Origin of the sequence: uncultured Jatrophihabitans sp., assembly GCF_964246335.1 — a bacterium.
Taxonomy (GTDB): Bacteria; Actinomycetota; Actinomycetes; order Mycobacteriales; family Jatrophihabitantaceae; genus Jatrophihabitans.
This window is the reverse complement of sequence record NZ_CAXTQF010000034.1, coordinates 1-15,792: the sequence shown is the minus strand read 5'-3', so window position 1 is coordinate 15,792 and position 15,792 is coordinate 1. Positions and strand designations below refer to the sequence as shown.

11 protein-coding genes are annotated in these 15,792 nt (G+C 70.9%); 8 read left to right on the top strand and 3 right to left on the bottom strand.

Annotated features, from left to right (window positions below; genetic code table 11):
- Nucleotides 1-155 precede the first annotated feature (155 nt).
- The 4 genes from ACFFCN_RS11170 (at nt 156) to ACFFCN_RS11155 (ending at nt 4,031) form a co-directional block, all read left to right on the top strand.
- Nucleotides 156-1,484 (top strand): acyl-CoA dehydrogenase family protein, encoded by a 1,329-nt coding sequence (locus ACFFCN_RS11170; protein WP_375491595.1) that lies wholly within the window; start codon nt 156-158, stop codon nt 1,482-1,484.
- Nucleotides 1,481-2,710, top strand: coding sequence for an acyl-CoA dehydrogenase family protein (locus ACFFCN_RS11165; protein WP_375491593.1), 1,230 nt, complete (start codon nt 1,481-1,483; stop codon nt 2,708-2,710). Before ACFFCN_RS11170 ends, ACFFCN_RS11165 begins: the two co-directional genes overlap by 4 nt.
- 56 nt (nt 2,711-2,766) lie before the next feature.
- On the top strand, nt 2,767-3,261 hold the full coding sequence (locus ACFFCN_RS11160) for a hypothetical protein (RefSeq protein ID WP_375491591.1): 495 nt from the start codon (nt 2,767-2,769) through the stop codon (nt 3,259-3,261).
- Nucleotides 3,262-3,722: 461 nt separating this feature from the next.
- Nucleotides 3,723-4,031: a hypothetical protein gene (locus ACFFCN_RS11155; protein ID WP_375491590.1), complete on the top strand. Its 309-nt coding sequence runs from the start codon at nt 3,723-3,725 to the stop codon at nt 4,029-4,031.
- A 40-nt stretch (nt 4,032-4,071) separates the two neighbouring features.
- On the opposite strand, the gene ACFFCN_RS11150 is transcribed toward ACFFCN_RS11155, so the two are convergent.
- A complete protein-coding gene (locus ACFFCN_RS11150; RefSeq protein WP_375491588.1) occupies nt 4,072-4,482 on the bottom strand; it encodes a PaaI family thioesterase in 411 nt (136 codons plus the stop codon).
- A gap of 97 nt (nt 4,483-4,579) precedes the next feature.
- On the opposite strand from ACFFCN_RS11150, the gene ACFFCN_RS11145 reads away from it, so the two are divergent.
- On the top strand, nt 4,580-6,115 hold the full coding sequence (locus ACFFCN_RS11145; protein ID WP_375491586.1) for a class I adenylate-forming enzyme family protein: 1,536 nt from the start codon (nt 4,580-4,582) through the stop codon (nt 6,113-6,115).
- A gap of 45 nt (nt 6,116-6,160) precedes the next feature.
- On the opposite strand, the gene ACFFCN_RS11140 is transcribed toward ACFFCN_RS11145, so the two are convergent.
- Nucleotides 6,161-11,830 carry a GH92 family glycosyl hydrolase gene (locus ACFFCN_RS11140; protein WP_375491582.1) on the bottom strand — a complete coding sequence of 1,890 codons (5,670 nt, stop codon included), beginning with the start codon at nt 11,828-11,830 and terminating at the stop codon, nt 6,161-6,163.
- Nucleotides 11,831-11,982: 152 nt separating this feature from the next.
- Here ACFFCN_RS11140 and ACFFCN_RS11135 point away from each other — a divergent pair, with 152 nt between their 5' ends.
- From ACFFCN_RS11135 to ACFFCN_RS11125, 3 genes are all read left to right on the top strand, one after another.
- The gene (locus ACFFCN_RS11135) at nt 11,983-12,765 is read left to right on the top strand and encodes a hypothetical protein (RefSeq protein WP_375491580.1); all 783 of its coding nucleotides are present in this window, start codon (nt 11,983-11,985) and stop codon (nt 12,763-12,765) included.
- Nucleotides 12,766-12,851: 86 nt separating this feature from the next.
- Nucleotides 12,852-14,195: a serine hydrolase domain-containing protein gene (locus ACFFCN_RS11130; RefSeq protein ID WP_375491579.1), complete on the top strand. Its 1,344-nt coding sequence runs from the start codon at nt 12,852-12,854 to the stop codon at nt 14,193-14,195.
- A gap of 133 nt (nt 14,196-14,328) precedes the next feature.
- A complete protein-coding gene (locus ACFFCN_RS11125) occupies nt 14,329-14,565 on the top strand; it encodes a PspC domain-containing protein (RefSeq protein ID WP_375491578.1) in 237 nt (78 codons plus the stop codon).
- A gap of 157 nt (nt 14,566-14,722) precedes the next feature.
- Here the strand turns inward: ACFFCN_RS11125 and ACFFCN_RS11120 are convergent.
- Nucleotides 14,723-15,792, bottom strand: a 1,070-nt coding sequence (locus tag ACFFCN_RS11120) for a S16 family serine protease (protein ID WP_375491576.1), incomplete at its 5' end; no start/stop codon positions are given.

Here is a 15,792-nt window from a genome sequence, read left to right as displayed (position 1 = left end):
CCGCGCCCGTTCCGCGTGGTGCGGGCGTGACGGCGGCGCCGGCGACATCGTGCGGCCTGGGTCACGACCGGCTTGCACACCGCGCCGTGCCCAGTAGATTTACCTGAAACCAGTCGTACCACTGACTTTTTGTCACACATTCCGGGAGCAACCACATGTCAGGCCGCAACCGGCGCGGGCGCGACGCGATGGGCGTGGGCCTCGCCGCCCTCAACCGTCTCGCGGGCGTGCCCGTCCTCGACAGGCTGAACCTGCGCAAGCCGCTCGAGCGCGCCGTCTACCGGGGCGCGAAGAACGGCTTCCGGGGCGTCGGCGTCGCCAACCGCACCTTCGCCGCCGTGCAGCAGCGCAACCAGCCGGAGCGACCGAGCACCGCGGGTGGGCGCGACCTGTTCGACCTCACACCCACCGACGAGCAGCAGATGATCGCCGAGGCGACGGCCGAATTCGCGGCCGAGCAGCTGCGTCCGGTGGCCGAGCAGGCCGACACCGACTGCGCGACGTCGCCGGAGCTGCTCAAGCGCTCGGTCGTGGAGCTCGGCGTCACCCTCGTCGGGGTGCCGGAATCGCTGGGCGGCATGGGCGCGGAACGCTCGGCCACCACAGGCGTGCTGGTTGCCGAAGCGCTGGCGCACGGGGACATGGGCCAGGCCGTTGCCTGCCTGGCACCCGCCGCGGTCAGCAACGCACTGGTGCTGTGGGGCGACGAGCAGCAGCAGGCGACCTACCTGCCGGCGTTCGTCGGTGACGACGTCCCCGCCGCAGCGCTGGCGGTGCTCGAGGCGCGCCCGCTGTTCGACCCGTTCGTGCTGCGCACCACGGCCCGGCGCGCCGGCGGCGGCTTCGTGCTCGACGGCGCGAAGGCCCTCGTGCCGCGCGCGGCCGAGGCCGAGCTGTTCGTCGTCGCGGCCGACCTCGAGGGCGAGCCCGCGCTGTTCGTCGTCGAGTCGGGCACGACGGGCGTGCAGTTCGAGGCCGAGCCTGCGATGGGCCTGCGCGCCGCCGCGACGGCCAAGCTGATCCTGGACAACGTCGCGCTGCCCGCCAACGCGCTGCTCGGCGACGGCCGGCCCGAGGTGTACCGCGAGTGCATCCGCCTCTCGCGTATCGGCTGGGCGGCGCTGGCCTGCGGCACCGGCAAGGCGGTGCTCGACTACGTCATCCCCTACGTCAACGAGCGTGAGGCGTTCGGCGAGCCGATCAGCCACCGGCAGGCGGTGGCCTTCAAGGTCGCCGACATCGCGATCGAGCTGGCGGGCGCGCGTCTGGCCACCCTGCGCGCCGCGGCACGCGCCGAGCAGGGGCTCTCCTACGCGCGCGAGGCCGGCATCGCGCGCCGACTGACGTCCGAGTACGGCATGAAGATCGGCAGCGACGGCGTGCAGCTGCTCGGCGGCCACGGCTTCGTCAAGGAGCACCCGGTGGAACGCTGGTATCGCGACCTGCGCGCGTGCGCACTGATGGAAGGGGTCGTGCTCGTATGACGATCAACCTGGAGACGCCGAAGAAATTCGGCCTGCTCGTCAATCAGGCGCATCAGGTCTCGACCGAGATCTTCCGCCCCATCTCGCGTAAGTACGACCGTGCCTCGAACACCGAGCCGGGCGGTCCGATTCAGGAACTCGACATGCTCGCCTCGGTGGTCGACGGCATGAACGACGGCGGCGAGGGCGGCACCGGCGCGCGGGGTGTGCGTCGTGATCCGGGCGACGGCAGCGCGTCGAACCGCAACGGCACGAACATGTCCTCGGTGCTGTCGATCATGGAGGCGTGCTGGGGCGACGTCGCGATGGTGCTGTCCATGCCACGGCAGGGGCTGGGCGACGCCGCCATCGCCTCGGTGGCCAACGACGAGCAGCTCGAGCGCTTCGGCAAGCTGTGGGCGTCGATGGCGATCACCGAGCCCAGCTTCGGGTCGGACTCGTCCAAGGTGTCCACCACCGCCGTGCGCGACGGTGACGACTACGTCCTCAACGGCGAGAAGATCTACGTGACTGCCGGCGGCCGCTCGGACGCCGTCGTCGTCTGGGCGACGCTGGACAAGTCGAAGGGCCGCGCGGCCATCAAATCGTTCGTGGTCGAGAAGGATCGGCCCGGTGTCGTCGTCGAGCGGCTCGAGCACAAGCTCGGCATCCGCGCCTCGGACACCGCCACCATCCGCTTCACCGACTGCCGGGTGCCCAAAGAGAACATGCTCGGCGACCCGGAGATCAACGACGACACCGGCCAGGGCTTCGCCGGCGTCATGCAGACCTTCGACAACACCCGGCCGCTGGTGGCTGGCATGGCCGTCGGCTGCGCCCGCGCAGCGCTGGACGCGACCGAGGACCTGCTCGCGCAGGCCGGCGTCGAGATCGACTACGACCGCCCGGCCAACGTGCAACACACCGCGGCGGCGACGTACCTGCAGATGGAGGCCGACTGGGAGGCCGCGTACCTGTTGACCCTGCAGTCGACGTGGATGGCCGACAACCGCAAGCCGAACTCGCTGCAGGCGTCCATGGCGAAGGCGAAGGCTGGCCGCGTCGCCACCGAGATCACCCTGCGCTGCGTCGAGCTGGCCGGGGCGTTCGGCTACAGCGAGGAGTCGTTGCTGGAGAAGTGGGCACGCGACTCCAAGATCCTCGACATCTTCGAAGGCACCCAGCAGATCCAGCAGCTCATCGTCGCGCGGCGGCTGCTCGGCAAGAGCTCCAGCCAGCTCAAGTAGCCCGCACGCCGGCCGATCTGTTCGATGGATTGTGTCCGGATGACGGAAGAGATCGCATGGTGAAGCACAACAAGCCGCAGCGGATCCACGGCAATGCCCGCGTCCTGCTCGCTGCCGCCTGCGTGCTGGCCGCCGTGGCGACGGCCGCCCTCGTCTGGCGCCCGTGGGCCGGCGGCTCGCCGCAGGTCGCCCCGCGTGGGCACAAGTCGACGGGACCGGCGCAGGTGACGCCGGCCTCGGCGACCCAGCCTCCGGTGGGCGCGCCGTCCGGGCTCGTCTCGCCACTGCGTACCGCTGCGCCGCACGCCACCAGCCCCGCGGCCGCGAACGGCTCCGTGGGATCGGCCGGCGCTGCCGGAGCGAGCGGCGCCCCCGCACCCAACGCGGCTGCCCGACCGAACGCGCAGTCGCACAGCACGCGTTCGGCGCGCCACGGCACCACGAGTCGGGCGCCGGCGCAGACGCACAGCCGTACCCCTGTCCCTGCGACGTCAAGTCGCGGCCCGCTCCCGATCGGCACCCCGTCGATCAGCCTGCCGATCCACCGGTAGCGCGGGCTGGACTGGACGCGCCCAGCGTTGTAACCTCACAAGAACTTAACGTCGGCCGCAAACCTCGGTCGACGGCCTGCGGCAGTCACGGCACCTCCCCCCGCGATGGACCACGAGCACAAGTCGGCACATGGCGAGGCGAGGACTGAATGGCGAGACACCGCAAGCGCTCCATTGTCGGCGGCGGCCTGCGTCGCCCGGCCGTCGTGCTCTGCATCGCGGCAGTGACTCTTACCTCGGCGGCCATGTGGCGGCCATGGGCCGACACCTCATCCGCCGGCGCCGCGCCGACACGCCAGCAGAGCGGAACGTCAGCACCCCATTCCCGTCGCGCTCAACACGACGAAAGTGGACGTCCCGCGGGCACGACGCCCGCGCTCACCTCGGGCCCGCACCTGATCAGGGCTTACGCCCTCCGCACGACGCCCGATTGCCGCCGACAGTCCGGCAGCGGCGACGAGATGCTCAGTTACGAGTCGGTGCTCGACGTCCTCGGACCGCTGTCGCGCCACAATTGGCTGATGGCCGTCCCGCTCGAGGACAGTGGTACGGGATCAGCCAAGGCTCAGCGCACGGTGCCGATCCCCGGCGGCAGGGAATTCGTTTTCGTCACGTCGGTGACGTTGTTCGGACCGGACAACGAACCGGTGAGCGTTCACGGTGAGGACGTGGTCGACCCGCAGAGCGAACGCGCGAGCATCAACTACACGTCGTTGAGCTACGAGTCCGGACCGGCGACGTTCACCTCCCGCGAGTGCAACCGGGGCTGACTCGAGCGTTGATGCGGCGAACTCGACCGCGCAGCCGGGTTCACCCGGTCGCGCGCCGGCCACGGTGATCGGCGGGAAGCACCACCTGCGTGCAGCGGGCACTGGCGAGCAACGCACCGTCGGGGCTGTCGAGGTGCAACTCGCCGGCGCAGAACACGACGCGCGATGTTGCGCGCACTACGGTGCCTACCGCCACCAGGTGTCCCATCGGCGTGCTGCGCAGGAACTCCACGCGCAGGTCGGCGGTGAGGAAGATCTGGGTGTCGTCGAGGACGGTCCAGCAGGCACCGCCCATCGCCGAGTCGAGCTGCGCCGTCACCAGGCCGCCCTGGACGACGTAGCCGTTGGAGGTGGCGAACCCGTAGTCCTGCGTCGCCTCCCACGACACCGTGCTCGTGCCGACCTCCCAGGCGTCCAGGCGGTACCCCATGGTCGACCAGAGGCCGGGCATCGCGTTGCGGGCGGCACGTTGGGTACCTAGGTTGCGAAGCGGGCGGTCGCTCGACGGGCTGTCCACCGATGCAGCGTTGCAGACGCGGAGGCGCACCATGGCATCGACCGGGTTGCGGATGCTCAGTGAGCCGCGCGGGTCGACGCTCGCCCAGCTTGCCGAGGCTGCGGAGGAACGGTTCGGCGCGCAGAGCAGCCTGGTGTTCGAGGGGACGACGCTGCGAGCGGACGAGGCAGGGGCTCGCGCCCGCCGGTTCGCCGCCGGGCTGGCCACGCTCGGTGTGGGTAGCGGTGACCGCGTCGCTGTGTGCATGGCGAACTGCCCCGAGGTGCTGCAGACCTACCACGCGGTATGGCGGCTCGGCGCCGCTGTAACGCCGTTGCTGTTCCTGCTCAGCGACGACGAACTGCGCCACGCCCTCACCGATTCCGGTGCGCGGGCGGTGGTGACGACGCCGGAGTTCGCACCGCGGATCGCGGCCGCGTCGGCCGGGCTGGACGTGCGCTGCGTGGTCGCCGGCGACACCGTCGACGGCGTCGCGTCCTTCGCCGAGCTCGCCTCCGGACGCGAGGCGCCCATCACGACGGTCGACCCGGCCGAGATGGCCGCGCTGCTCTACACCGGCGGGACCACCGGCCGGTCCAAGGGCGTCGTGCTCAGCCACGATGCGCTGTCTTCGTCGGCGTGGGCAGCGACCTACGCAGGCATCGAGGCCGAGCACTCGGTATCGCTGCTGCCGCTGCCGCTCGCGCACGCGTACGGCCTGCTGGTGGCGACGATGGGTGTGCACGCGGTGCGGCCGAACCGGACGGTGCTCATGCGCTGGTTCGACCCGGCGGGCTGGCTCTCGCTCGCGCAGGAGCACGGCGCGCAGATCGGCGCGGTCGTCCCCACCATGCTGCGTGTGCTCGCGACCCAGCCGTTGGAGTCCTACGACCTGTCGCGGCTCGAGCGGCTGGTCAGCGGCAGCGCGCCGTTGCCGCGCGAGGTGCTCGACGAGTGGCGGCGCCGGTTGCCGCACGTCGAGGTCGTCGAGGGTTACGGTTGCTCGGAGACCGCCGCGTCCGCCTCGTCGACGCCGCCGGGACGCGGCCGCGACGGCAGCGTCGGGCTCGCCGCGCCGTCGGTCGACCTGCGGATCGAACTGCTCGAGGGCGGCGACGCGCCGGCCGGCACGGACGGCGAGATCTGTATCCGGACGCCGTCGATGATGACCGGCTACTGGCACGACCCGGACGCCACCGCTGCCGCGGTGCGTGACGAGTGGTTCCACACCGGCGACGTCGGGCACCTCGACGAGGACGGTTACCTGTATGTCGTCGACCGGATGAAGGACGTCATCCTGCGCAACGGCTTCAACGTCTACCCGCGCGACGTCGAGGAAGCGCTGATCCGGCATCCGGCCGTCGCGGTGGCCGCCGTGATCGGCCGGCCCGATGCCGACAACGGTGAGGAGGTCGTCGCGTACGTGCAGCTGCACCCGGACGCCGCCGTCACCGGCGCGGAGCTGATCGACTACGGGCGCGCACACCTCTCGGCGGTCAAGTACCCGCGCGAGGTCCACGTGCTCGAGCAGATCCCGCTGACGAGCATCGGCAAGTTGGACCGCAAGGCGCTGCGACGCCAGACCTGATCGCGCTGCTCACCCCGGTGCGATCACGGGGTGAGCAGCGGAGCCTCAGCGCGTCCCGTGCGGCCGAGAAATCGTGCGCAGCGGCTGCTGCGCGGTGCCGAGCGCCGGCGCGGCAGCGCCGCCGGTCCGCACGTTGCGCACCCCACCCGCGACCGCAGGCACCACGAACGTCGTCGTGAACACGCCGTCGCCGTTCGCCCGGGCGGTGCCGAGCCGCACCGTGCGCCCGGACCCGGTCGTGCCCGTCACGGTCACGACCCGGTTCGGCCGGTAACCCGCGCCCTGCGCGGTGACCTGCTCGCCGGGCGTCGCCGAGGCAGACGACAGCACGAGCGTCGAACGCACCTGCTGCGCAGCCGGCCGCGCACCGGCCGCCTGCGGTGACGACACCGTGACGGTGGTCGTCGCCGGGATGCGCGAGCGCGCACCGGTGGCGGTCACCGCGTAGATGTCCGGCGCCGTCCCGGCCGGGACGGTCAGCTGCGCAGTGATGCGGCCGGACCGGTCGGCAGTGGCGTCGATCGCCTGCGCTCGCGGTGCGGCCATCGCCAGCCGCACCGTCTCCTGCGGGGTGAAGCCGCGACCCGTCACCGTGACCGGCGCGCCGGCCCTGGCCGAGGACGAGCCGGTCGCGATGGCCTGCTTCGCCGGATCGGTCACCGTCACCGGCACCGTCGACGTTGTGCTGCCCTGCGAGTCCGACACGGTCACGTGCACGGTGTAGGTGCCCGGCGCCGTCCAGGTGTGCGTGCCGGTGATCGTGCCGTCGCCGGCCACCACAGCGTCCCCGGTGACCGAGGCATCGCCCCACTGCACCCGCGCGGTGTAGCTGGCCGTGCCGCCAGCCGCCGTGCCGAGTGTCAGCGTGGTCGCCTTGCCGGTCACCGCCTTGCCCGCCGCCGCGGGCGCGTAGGTCACTGCTGCCGGCGGCGTGCCGTCGTCGGCGACCGCGAACAGGTGCACCCGACCCTGGTCCTTGCGTGTGCCAGCCTGCTTCGGCATGACGACGCCGGTCAGCGTCTTGCCGCCCGGCAGCGCGATCGCGGGCGCGGCGAAGATGTACGGCTTCGCCGAGTCGGGCGTGCCGTCGCTCAACCGGTACTGCGTCGCCGCGGCCACCGTGTAGCCGGCGGGTGGCGTACCACCGCCGCCGAGCGTCCAGTCCGGGAAGTTCATCGGCACGGACTGCGTCGAGCCGTCGCTGAACTTCAACGTCGCCGTAGCGCTCTGGTTGCCCTCGGTGCCGGTGCCGACGAACGCGATGTGCGTCGCGTCCTTCGGCACGGTGACGGCCACCGTCTGACCGTCGCCTTCCGCGTTGTCCGGTGTGTTCGCCGCGACCGCCGGCAGCGTGGCGTGCAGCGACGTGCCGCTGATCGTGAACGGCACGCCCTGCGTGACACCGGCCTGCTCGAGTGCCTGCCGCGAGTACGAGTAGTCACCACCGTCGCAGTCGGCCGACGTGCCGTCGTCACTGATGCAGGTGGTGTCAAACCCGCTCACCGGCGGGCTGCTCGGCGCCTGCGACACGGTCACGCTGCTGACGCCGGTCGAGGTCTGCGATCCGTCGCCGACGCTGACCGCCACCCGGTAGTAACCGGGCTTCGCGTACGTGTGCGTGCCGGACACCGCGTAGGAGTTCAACTGCCCGGCGCTGATCGATCCCGCGGACGTCGAACCGTCGCCCCAGTCGATGCTCGCGGTGTAGTCCGCCGCCGTCGACCTGCCGGTGCCGACGAACGTCGCCGGCCGGACGGTGACCGGAGCGCCGGAGCGCGCGGTGGCGCCCTTCGCCGGCGTGACGGTCAGCTTGTGCGTGCCCGACGAGCCCGGCTTGACCAGCAGTTCGACCTCGGCGAGCGACTGCTGACCGCCGCCGGTGAACAGCAGCCGGTACATGCGGTACGAGCCGGGGTGCGCGATCGAGAACGGCCGCGTCTGCCCGCGCCATGGGAAGGACTCGTTGCTGCGGCTGTCGACGGTGCGCCACGTCCGGCCGTTCTGCGACGCCTCGAGCGTCCACGCCGACGGATCGCCCGGCGCGGAGCCGGACGTCAGCGTGTACATCGACACCTTCTGCGACGCGCCGTCGGTCGTCCACGACAGCGCCGGAATGCCGTCGGCGAACGTGGTCTGCGTCGTCGAGTCGTCGTCGGTGAGTGCGTCGACGTCCTGGCCGTTGGCCGCGGTCAGCGTGCCGACACCTTGACTGGTGGCGTCCTCGTCCGGTGTCGGCGCCTTCGACCCGCTGGTCGGTGAGGCCGGGACGTCGTTCTTCCCGGTGCCCCACGACGACGCGCGCGGGCCCATGGTGAAGGCGAGCGACGCGTTGCCGGCGAGCTGCTTGGTCGACAGCGACGTCGACTGCGTCGGCCGGCCGTTCACCTTCAGCGACTGCACATAGACGTTGTCCGTGCTGTTGTTCTTCGCGGTGATCGTCAGGTCACCGGTGGAGCGGTGCACGACGACCTTCGGGAACAGCGGGCTGCCGACGACCCAGTTCGGCGATCCGCTCTGCAGCGGGTAGATGCCCAGCGAGGACAGGATGTACCACGACGACATCTCGCCGTTGTCCTCGTCGCCGGTGTAACCCTGGCCGATCTCGCTGCCGACGTAGAGCCGCCGCATGACCTCACGCACGAGCGCCTGCGTCTTGTAGGGCTGCTGCACGTAGTCGTACATATACGGGATGTGGTGGCTCGGCTGGTTGCTCATGCCCAGCTGGCCCATCCGCACCGCACGCGCTTCGACCATCTCGTGGATGACGCCGCCGTACCCGCCCGGCTTGTTCGCCAGCTCCGGGGTGGCGAAGAACTGGTCGAGCTTGTTCGCGAGCTGCTTGCGGCCGCCGTACAGGTCGGCGAGCCCCTGCCCGTCCTGCGGCGCGTGGAAGGCGAAGTTCCAGCCGTCGGTCTCGGTATAGACACCGCCCCACGACTCGGGGTCGTACTCGGACTTCGACTGGTTCCACGAGCCGTCCGGCTTGCGGCCCTGGAAGAAGTTGATGCTCGGGTCGAACAGGTTGACGTACTGTCCGGCGCGGTCGGCGAGGTACGCAGCCTCGTCACGGAGTTCGCTGCGCTTGCTCGCCGGGACGCGCGGGTCCTTCGCGAGCCCGGCGGCCATCTGCGCCAGGCCTTCGTCGTTGATGTCGCCCTCGAGCTGCCAGGACACCGACTCACCGGTGTTCGTGTCGGTGTACTTCTTGAAGATCGACGTCGACAGCCCCTTGCGGCCCACCCCGCTGGCCGTCGGCAGCACGGTGGCGTTCTTCAAGCCTGCCTCGTAGGTGCCGAGCGGATCCTTGAGCTTGACGCCGCGCAGGTAAGCGCCCGCGAATGCGACGTCACTGCTGGTGCCGGTCATCAGATCGGCGTAACCAGGTGACGACCACCGCGCGACCCAACCGCCGTCGCGGTACTGCTGCACGAACCCGTTGACCAGCTTGGCCGCGACCTCCGGGTACAGCAGCGAGTACGCCGGCCACACCGTTCGGTAGGTGTCCCAGAAGCCGTTGTTGACGTAGACCTCGCCCTGGTGCACCGCGGCGTTGGTGTGCGTGTCGGACGGGTCCCCGGTCTGCGCCGCGGTCGGGCTGGCGTATTCGTCGACCGGCTTCGCAGCGCTGCCGGCGTTCTCGAACTGCGAGTTCGGATACAGGTTGAGCCGGTAGAGATTCGAGTACAGCGTCTCGCGCTGCGAGTCTGTCTCCCCCGACACCCGCACCACGCCGAGGCGCTTCTGCCACGCGTTCGTCGCCGCCGAGTGCACCGCCTGGAAGCTGCGCCCGGTCAGTTCGAGCGCGGCGTTGTGCGCGGCCTGGTCGGTGCTGATGAAGCTGGTCGCGAGCCGCAGCTCGACCGTCCGGACGCCGAACTTCGCGTAGCCGGCCTCGGGGTTGCCGCCGGTCGCAATGCCGGTGGACGTGGGCGCGCTGGAGAACGTGCCGGCGAGGAACATCCGGCTGCGGCCGACCGACAGCCCGCTGCCGTTGTCCACCCAGCCGGTCGCGAGGCCGGTGCGCTTGTCGAACTTGAACGACCCGTTCTTGTCGACGGTGTCGAAGACCAGGCTGCCGCCACTGTTGCTCGGGAACGTGAAGCGCATGACGACGCCGTGGTCGGTGGGCGACATCTCGGTGGTCAGCCCGTTGTCGAACCCGACGCGGTAGTAGTCCGGTCGCGCGGTCTCGTGGTCGTGCGTGAAGGCGAGCTCGCGTCCGCTCGGGCTGGCCGTCGGCGTGCTCATCGTCTCGGGCATCACCGAGAACTGGTTGCGGTCACCCATCCACGGGCTGGGCTCGTGCGAGATCGAGAAGCCCTGCAGCGTCGGTTCGTTCTGGTCGTTGTTGGCCTGCTGGTAGTAGTACTCCCAGCTGTTCGACGTCGAGTCGGTCACCGGCGTGGCGAAGGTGAACCCGTTGGGCAGCGCGCTGATCGGCAGGTTGTTGCCGCGCGAGAAAGAACCGCTGGCGTTCGTGCCGCGCCGGGTGTCGACGACGTTGGTCAGTGTCGAGGCGTCCACGCGGGTCGGTGACGGGTCGAGGTCGACGTCGTCGACCCAGCCGCCGAAGTCGGTGCCCTTCTTCGCCGACGGGTCGTCGTAGGCGAGCAGGATGCGGTCGATCGTCTTGCCGCGCGCGACGCTGCCGACGTCGACGCTCTCCGCGTTCCACTGGTCGGCGTAGAGGATCTTGCCGATGCCCTGTCCGCTGGCGGTGGCGCTGACGCCGTGCTGGTCCACCGGGTGCAGCTGGGACAGGTACGTGCCGTCGGTGAAGTGCAGATCGAGGGCGGCGTACGTCGACGGGTAGGCGACGTTGTTGCCGGTGAACGACGGCAGGATCTTGTAGCTGAGCCGGGTGCGCGGTCCGACCCGCAGCTTCAGGCTGTTGTCGACGACATTGGTCTCGTAGGCGCGGCCGTCGACGGTCTGCTCACCCGCGTACTGGTAGGCGTGCAGGCCGGTGAACCCGGCGTTCTGCTTGATGTTGAGGCCACTGGTCGGGCCGTTGCCGGTCGCGGTGACCATCGGCGGCGCGGAGCTGCCGGTGGTGTCCGCGGCGAGGTCCCAGTCGGCCAGTTGCAAAAGCGTCCCGCTCTGCGGCGCGGTGATCTGCAGCTTGTACCAGCTGTAGCTGCCCGGGTTCGTCACCGAGAACGTCCGGCGCTGGCCGCGGTCGGTCCAGCTCTGCGCCGACTTCGTGTCGATGGTGGTGAACGACGTCCCGTCCGTCGAGCCCTGCAGCGTCCACGCGGCCGGGTCACGCTCCGGCGCGTCGTTGGCCGACGTCAGCGCGTAGGTGACGACCTTCGCGGCCTTTGCCAGGTGGTACGTCAGGTCCGCCGAGCTCGTGAAGGCGAGCCACTTGGTGCCCGGGTCGCCGTCGAGCAGGTTCTTCGCTATTTCGCCGGGCGGGTTCTCCGCGGTCGCGGTGACGGTGGTCGACGGGTCGAGCACGCTGCCGGGCAGGTGGTTGGACACCCCGTCGATGCCGTGCCGGACCGCGGTGCTGCCCTGCTGCTCGACGGTGCTCGACAACGCCTGCGGATCGGTCGACTCGAACGACGTGCCGAACGAGCCCGGCGCCGCCGCGGCCGACGCCTGCTGCGTGGCGACGCCGCTGAGTACGCCCAGGACCGTGACGGCGGCTGCCGTGAGGGCCGTCGCGCGTCGGGAGAGCGCACCGTTGCGCTGCCGTGCCGTACCTGTCATGCGGGTTCTCCTGCCGAGGGTGCCGGCCACGACGCGTTGGCTGTGCGTCCGATGTGCCGTGGATGCACCTTTACGCCCGATGACATCGTTGTCAAGAGCTCGTCGGCGAGGTGCCCCGAAACTGTCCGTGACGACACCTACGCTCAGTGATCATGCGCGCGCCCGACCGATTCCTCGACCGGGTTCGGGCGAGCACCGTCGACGACGTGCGCACCGTCGACCTGCGCGCCGTCGACTGGGTGACCCCGACGGTGATGGTGGCCGTCGCGGCGCAGGCGCAGCACGCCGCGGCGCACGGCACGGCCTTCGCGGTCCGCGCCCCGGCGCGTGCGGAGCCGGGCAGTTACGCGGCACGCATGCGGCTGGGCGCCGTGCTCGACTCGCTCGGTGCTCGGCACGACCTGCCAGTGCGCCGGACCGAGCGTGATCAGCGGACGAACCTCGTCGAGCTGTCCGAGGTCGCGCGCGAGGCGGACGCGTCCCGCCTTGCCGCGTTGGTGCACCGCAAGCTGCGCTCGCAGGACTCACGCCTTGCTGATGCGTTGCACGCGAGCATCGGCGAGATCGGGGTCAACGTCCCGGATCACGCGACAACGGTGGGCTACATGGCGGCGCAGACGCTGCCGCGGCGGAACACGCTGCTGGTGGCGGTCGCGGACGCCGGGGTCGGCCTGCTGCACACGCTGCGCAAGCGCGGCGCGGACACCGACGAGCACGCCATCGACCTCGCGATGCGGCCGGACGTCAGCGAGTACGACGACCCGAGCCGTGGCGCCGGACTGCCGACCGTGCTGCGGCTCGTCCGCGGGCTCGGCGGCAGCGTGTATCTCGCGTCCGGTGCCGCCGCGATCCGCCACCACGCCCGCACCCGGCGATACACGAGCGCCGCACAACCGCTCGTCGGCACGATCGTCGAGATCCGCATCCCGCTCTAACCCCGCCTTCCCACCCGGGATGGTCGCGAAATCGGGGCCAGCAGCGACCACCGTGGGTGGGAAGGCGGGGTTCTAGGGTCGCGGGCATGAGCTTCCGCCCGGACACCACCGCCGCGCTCGACCGCATCGCCCGTGATCGGCAACGCAAACACCGGGTGCCCGGGCTCTACGCCGGCGTGCTCCGCGGCGGTGAGATCGCGTGGGGTCTCGGCGTCGGCGCGGCGGACGTCGACGACCTGGACACGGCGCCCGGCCCGGACGACCAGTTCCTGATCGCGTCCAACAGCAAGACGTTCACCGCGGTACTCGTGCTGCAGCTGCGCGACGAGGGCAGGCTTGCGCTCGACGACCCGCTGGACAAGCACCTGCCGTCGGTCACGCACCCGGGCGTCACGATCCGCTCGCTGCTCTCGCACGTGTCCGGCATGCAGCGCGAGCCGGTCGGCGACGTCTGGGACACGCTCGTCAACCCCGATCGCGACGAGCTGCTGGACGGCTTCAACGAGGCGGCGCGGGTGGACACGCCGCACCACGTCTTCCACTACTCGAATCTGGCGTTCGCTGTGCTCGGCGAACTCGTGGCGCAGTTGGACGGCCGTACCTGGGAGCAGAGCCTGCGGGCGCGGCTGCTCGACCCGCTCGGGATGCGCCGCACGTCCGTCGGCTTCGACGGTCGGCACGTGCACGGGTACTTCGTGCCGCCCTACAACGACGTGCCGATCAGCGAGCCGGTGCCGCAGTTCAATGCGATGGCGCCGTGCGGCGGCCTGGCGAGCACCGCCGAGGACCTCGCGCGGTGGTCGGCGTTCGTGGCCGACCCGCCGGCCGAGGTGCTCGCGCCGGACACCCTGGAGGAGATGCTGCAGCCGCAGATCCTCACCGACACGGTGCGATGGGGCGGCTCCATCGGGCTCGGCTTCATGGTGCTGCGCTCGGGCGAGCGGCTCTACGCCGGGCACACCGGCGGCATGCCCGGGCACATCTCCGGATTGTTCACCGAGCGCGCCACCGGCACCGGCGCACTGGCGTTGATGAACAGTTCGGCCGCACCGGACCCTGCGGCATTCGCCATGGAGCTCGCCGACACCGCGAGCGACCGCGAACCGGCACCGGAGCCGGCGTGGCGCCCGGGCACGGCAGTGCCGCCCGCACTCGTGGGCGTGCTCGGCCTGTGGTTCTCCGAGGGAAGGCCGTTCGTGTTCTCGGTCCGCGAGGGCGTCCTCGAGGCACGGGCGGACGGCGCGCCGGACTGGCAGCCGCCGGCGGTCTTCGAGCGGGTCGGCGAGGACGTCTACCGCACCGTCTCCGGTCGCGAACGCGGCGAGCTGCTGCAGCTCACCCGCGACGCGCCCGCACAGGACGGCCGGGTCACCCGCATGCGGTGGGCCACGTACCCCGTCACCCGCGAGCCGCTGGCGTTCGGCCAGTGACGTTCGCCTTCCCACCTGACGTGGTCGCGAAATCGCGTCCGAGAGCGACCACTACGGGTGGGAAGGCGATCTCAGGGCGGACTCCGGGGTGTTCACCGACGCGCCGCCGTCGGACATCGGGCACCGTGGTCGCATGAGCACACCAACCATGCCCGCCGACCCGACGCGCGCGCCGACCCCGCGCGCGCCACGACTGCGCCGCCCCCGCCGCGGCCGGATGATCGCCGGCGTGTGCGCCGGGATCGCCGAGCGCACCGACCTGTCCGTCAGGCAGGTGCGGCTGCTCGCCGTGCTGTCCTGCCTGCTGCCCGGGCCGCAGTTCGTCGGCTACCTCATCCTGTGGGCCGTCATCCCCGCCGGCGACGACTGAGCAACGCAAAGCCCTGCCACCCTGGCCGTCCTGGCCGGACTCCGGGGGGAACGTCCGACCAGAACGGGCAGGAGGGCAGGGCTCGTGACGACTGACCTGCACTTCTACCTCGCTGCGGTCGTGATCGTCGCGGGAATCACGACCGCAGCTGGGTAGATCAGGCAGCGGTCTCGGCGCGCTCCTCGGCGGCCAGTTCTTCCCGCTCGGCCTCGGCCTGGGTCTCCAGCGCGTAGCCGAGAATCTCGCCGACGTCGCCCACCGGGCGGACGTCGAGGACGTCGAGCACCTCGGCCGGGACGTCATCGAGATCGGGCTCGTTGCGCAGCGGGATGAACACCGTCTTCAGCCCGGCGCGCTGTGCGGCGAGCAGCTTCTGCTTCACCCCGCCGATCGGCAGCACCCGGCCATTGAGCGTCACCTCGCCGGTCATGCCGACGTCCGAGCGCACCGGCTTGCCGGTGGCGAGCGACGCCAGCGCCGTCACCATCGTCACGCCGGCGGACGGGCCGTCCTTGGGGACGGCGCCGGCCGGCACGTGCAGGTGCAGCGTGCGGTCGAACGCGTCAGCGGCGATGCCGTGGTCGGTGCCGTGCGAGCGCAGGTAGCTCAGCGCGATGTGCGCCGACTCCTTCATCACGTCGCCGAGCTGACCGGTCAGGTTGAGCTTGGCGTCCCCGGGCATCGAGGTGGCCTCGATGAACAGCACGTCGCCACCGGCGCCGGTGACCGCGAGCCCCGTCGCGACACCGGGCACCGCGGTGCGCTCTGCCGACTCGGGCAGGAAGCGCGGCCGGCCGAGGAAGTCACGCAGGTTCTTCTCGTCGACGACGATCGGCGTCTCGGGCTCGGCCGCCAACTTCGTGGCCGCCTTGCGCAACACGCGAGCAAGCGAGCGCTCGAGCTGCCGGACACCGGCCTCACGGGTGTACTGCCCCGCGATGGCGCGCAGCGCCTCGTCGGTGATCGTCACCTCGTCGTCGGTCAGTGCCGCGCGGTCGAGCTGCCGCTCGAGCAGGTGCGTGCGCGCGATCGACACCTTGTCGTCCTCGGTGTAGCCGTCGAGCGTGACGACCTCCATGCGGTCGTAGAGCGCCGCGGGGATCGTGTCGGCGACGTTGGCCGTCGCCAGGAACACGACGTCGGACAGGTCGAGGTCGACCTCGAGGTAGTGATCGCGGAACGTGTGGTTCTGCGCCGGGTCGAGCACCTCGAGCAGCGCCGCGGCCG

Coding starts and splice junctions, on each gene's coding strand:
- ACFFCN_RS11170 (WP_375491595.1), top strand. CDS start 156: ATGTCAGGCCGCAACCGGCGCGGGCGCGACGCGATGGGCGTGGGCCTC.
- ACFFCN_RS11165 (WP_375491593.1), top strand. CDS start 1,481: ATGACGATCAACCTGGAGACGCCGAAGAAATTCGGCCTGCTCGTCAAT.
- ACFFCN_RS11160 (WP_375491591.1), top strand. CDS start 2,767: ATGGTGAAGCACAACAAGCCGCAGCGGATCCACGGCAATGCCCGCGTC.
- ACFFCN_RS11155 (WP_375491590.1), top strand. CDS start 3,723: ATGCTCAGTTACGAGTCGGTGCTCGACGTCCTCGGACCGCTGTCGCGC.
- ACFFCN_RS11150 (WP_375491588.1), bottom strand. CDS start 4,482: ATGCCCGGCCTCTGGTCGACCATGGGGTACCGCCTGGACGCCTGGGAG.
- ACFFCN_RS11145 (WP_375491586.1), top strand. CDS start 4,580: ATGGCATCGACCGGGTTGCGGATGCTCAGTGAGCCGCGCGGGTCGACG.
- ACFFCN_RS11140 (WP_375491582.1), bottom strand. CDS start 11,830: ATGACAGGTACGGCACGGCAGCGCAACGGTGCGCTCTCCCGACGCGCG.
- ACFFCN_RS11135 (WP_375491580.1), top strand. CDS start 11,983: ATGCGCGCGCCCGACCGATTCCTCGACCGGGTTCGGGCGAGCACCGTC.
- ACFFCN_RS11130 (WP_375491579.1), top strand. CDS start 12,852: ATGAGCTTCCGCCCGGACACCACCGCCGCGCTCGACCGCATCGCCCGT.
- ACFFCN_RS11125 (WP_375491578.1), top strand. CDS start 14,329: ATGAGCACACCAACCATGCCCGCCGACCCGACGCGCGCGCCGACCCCG.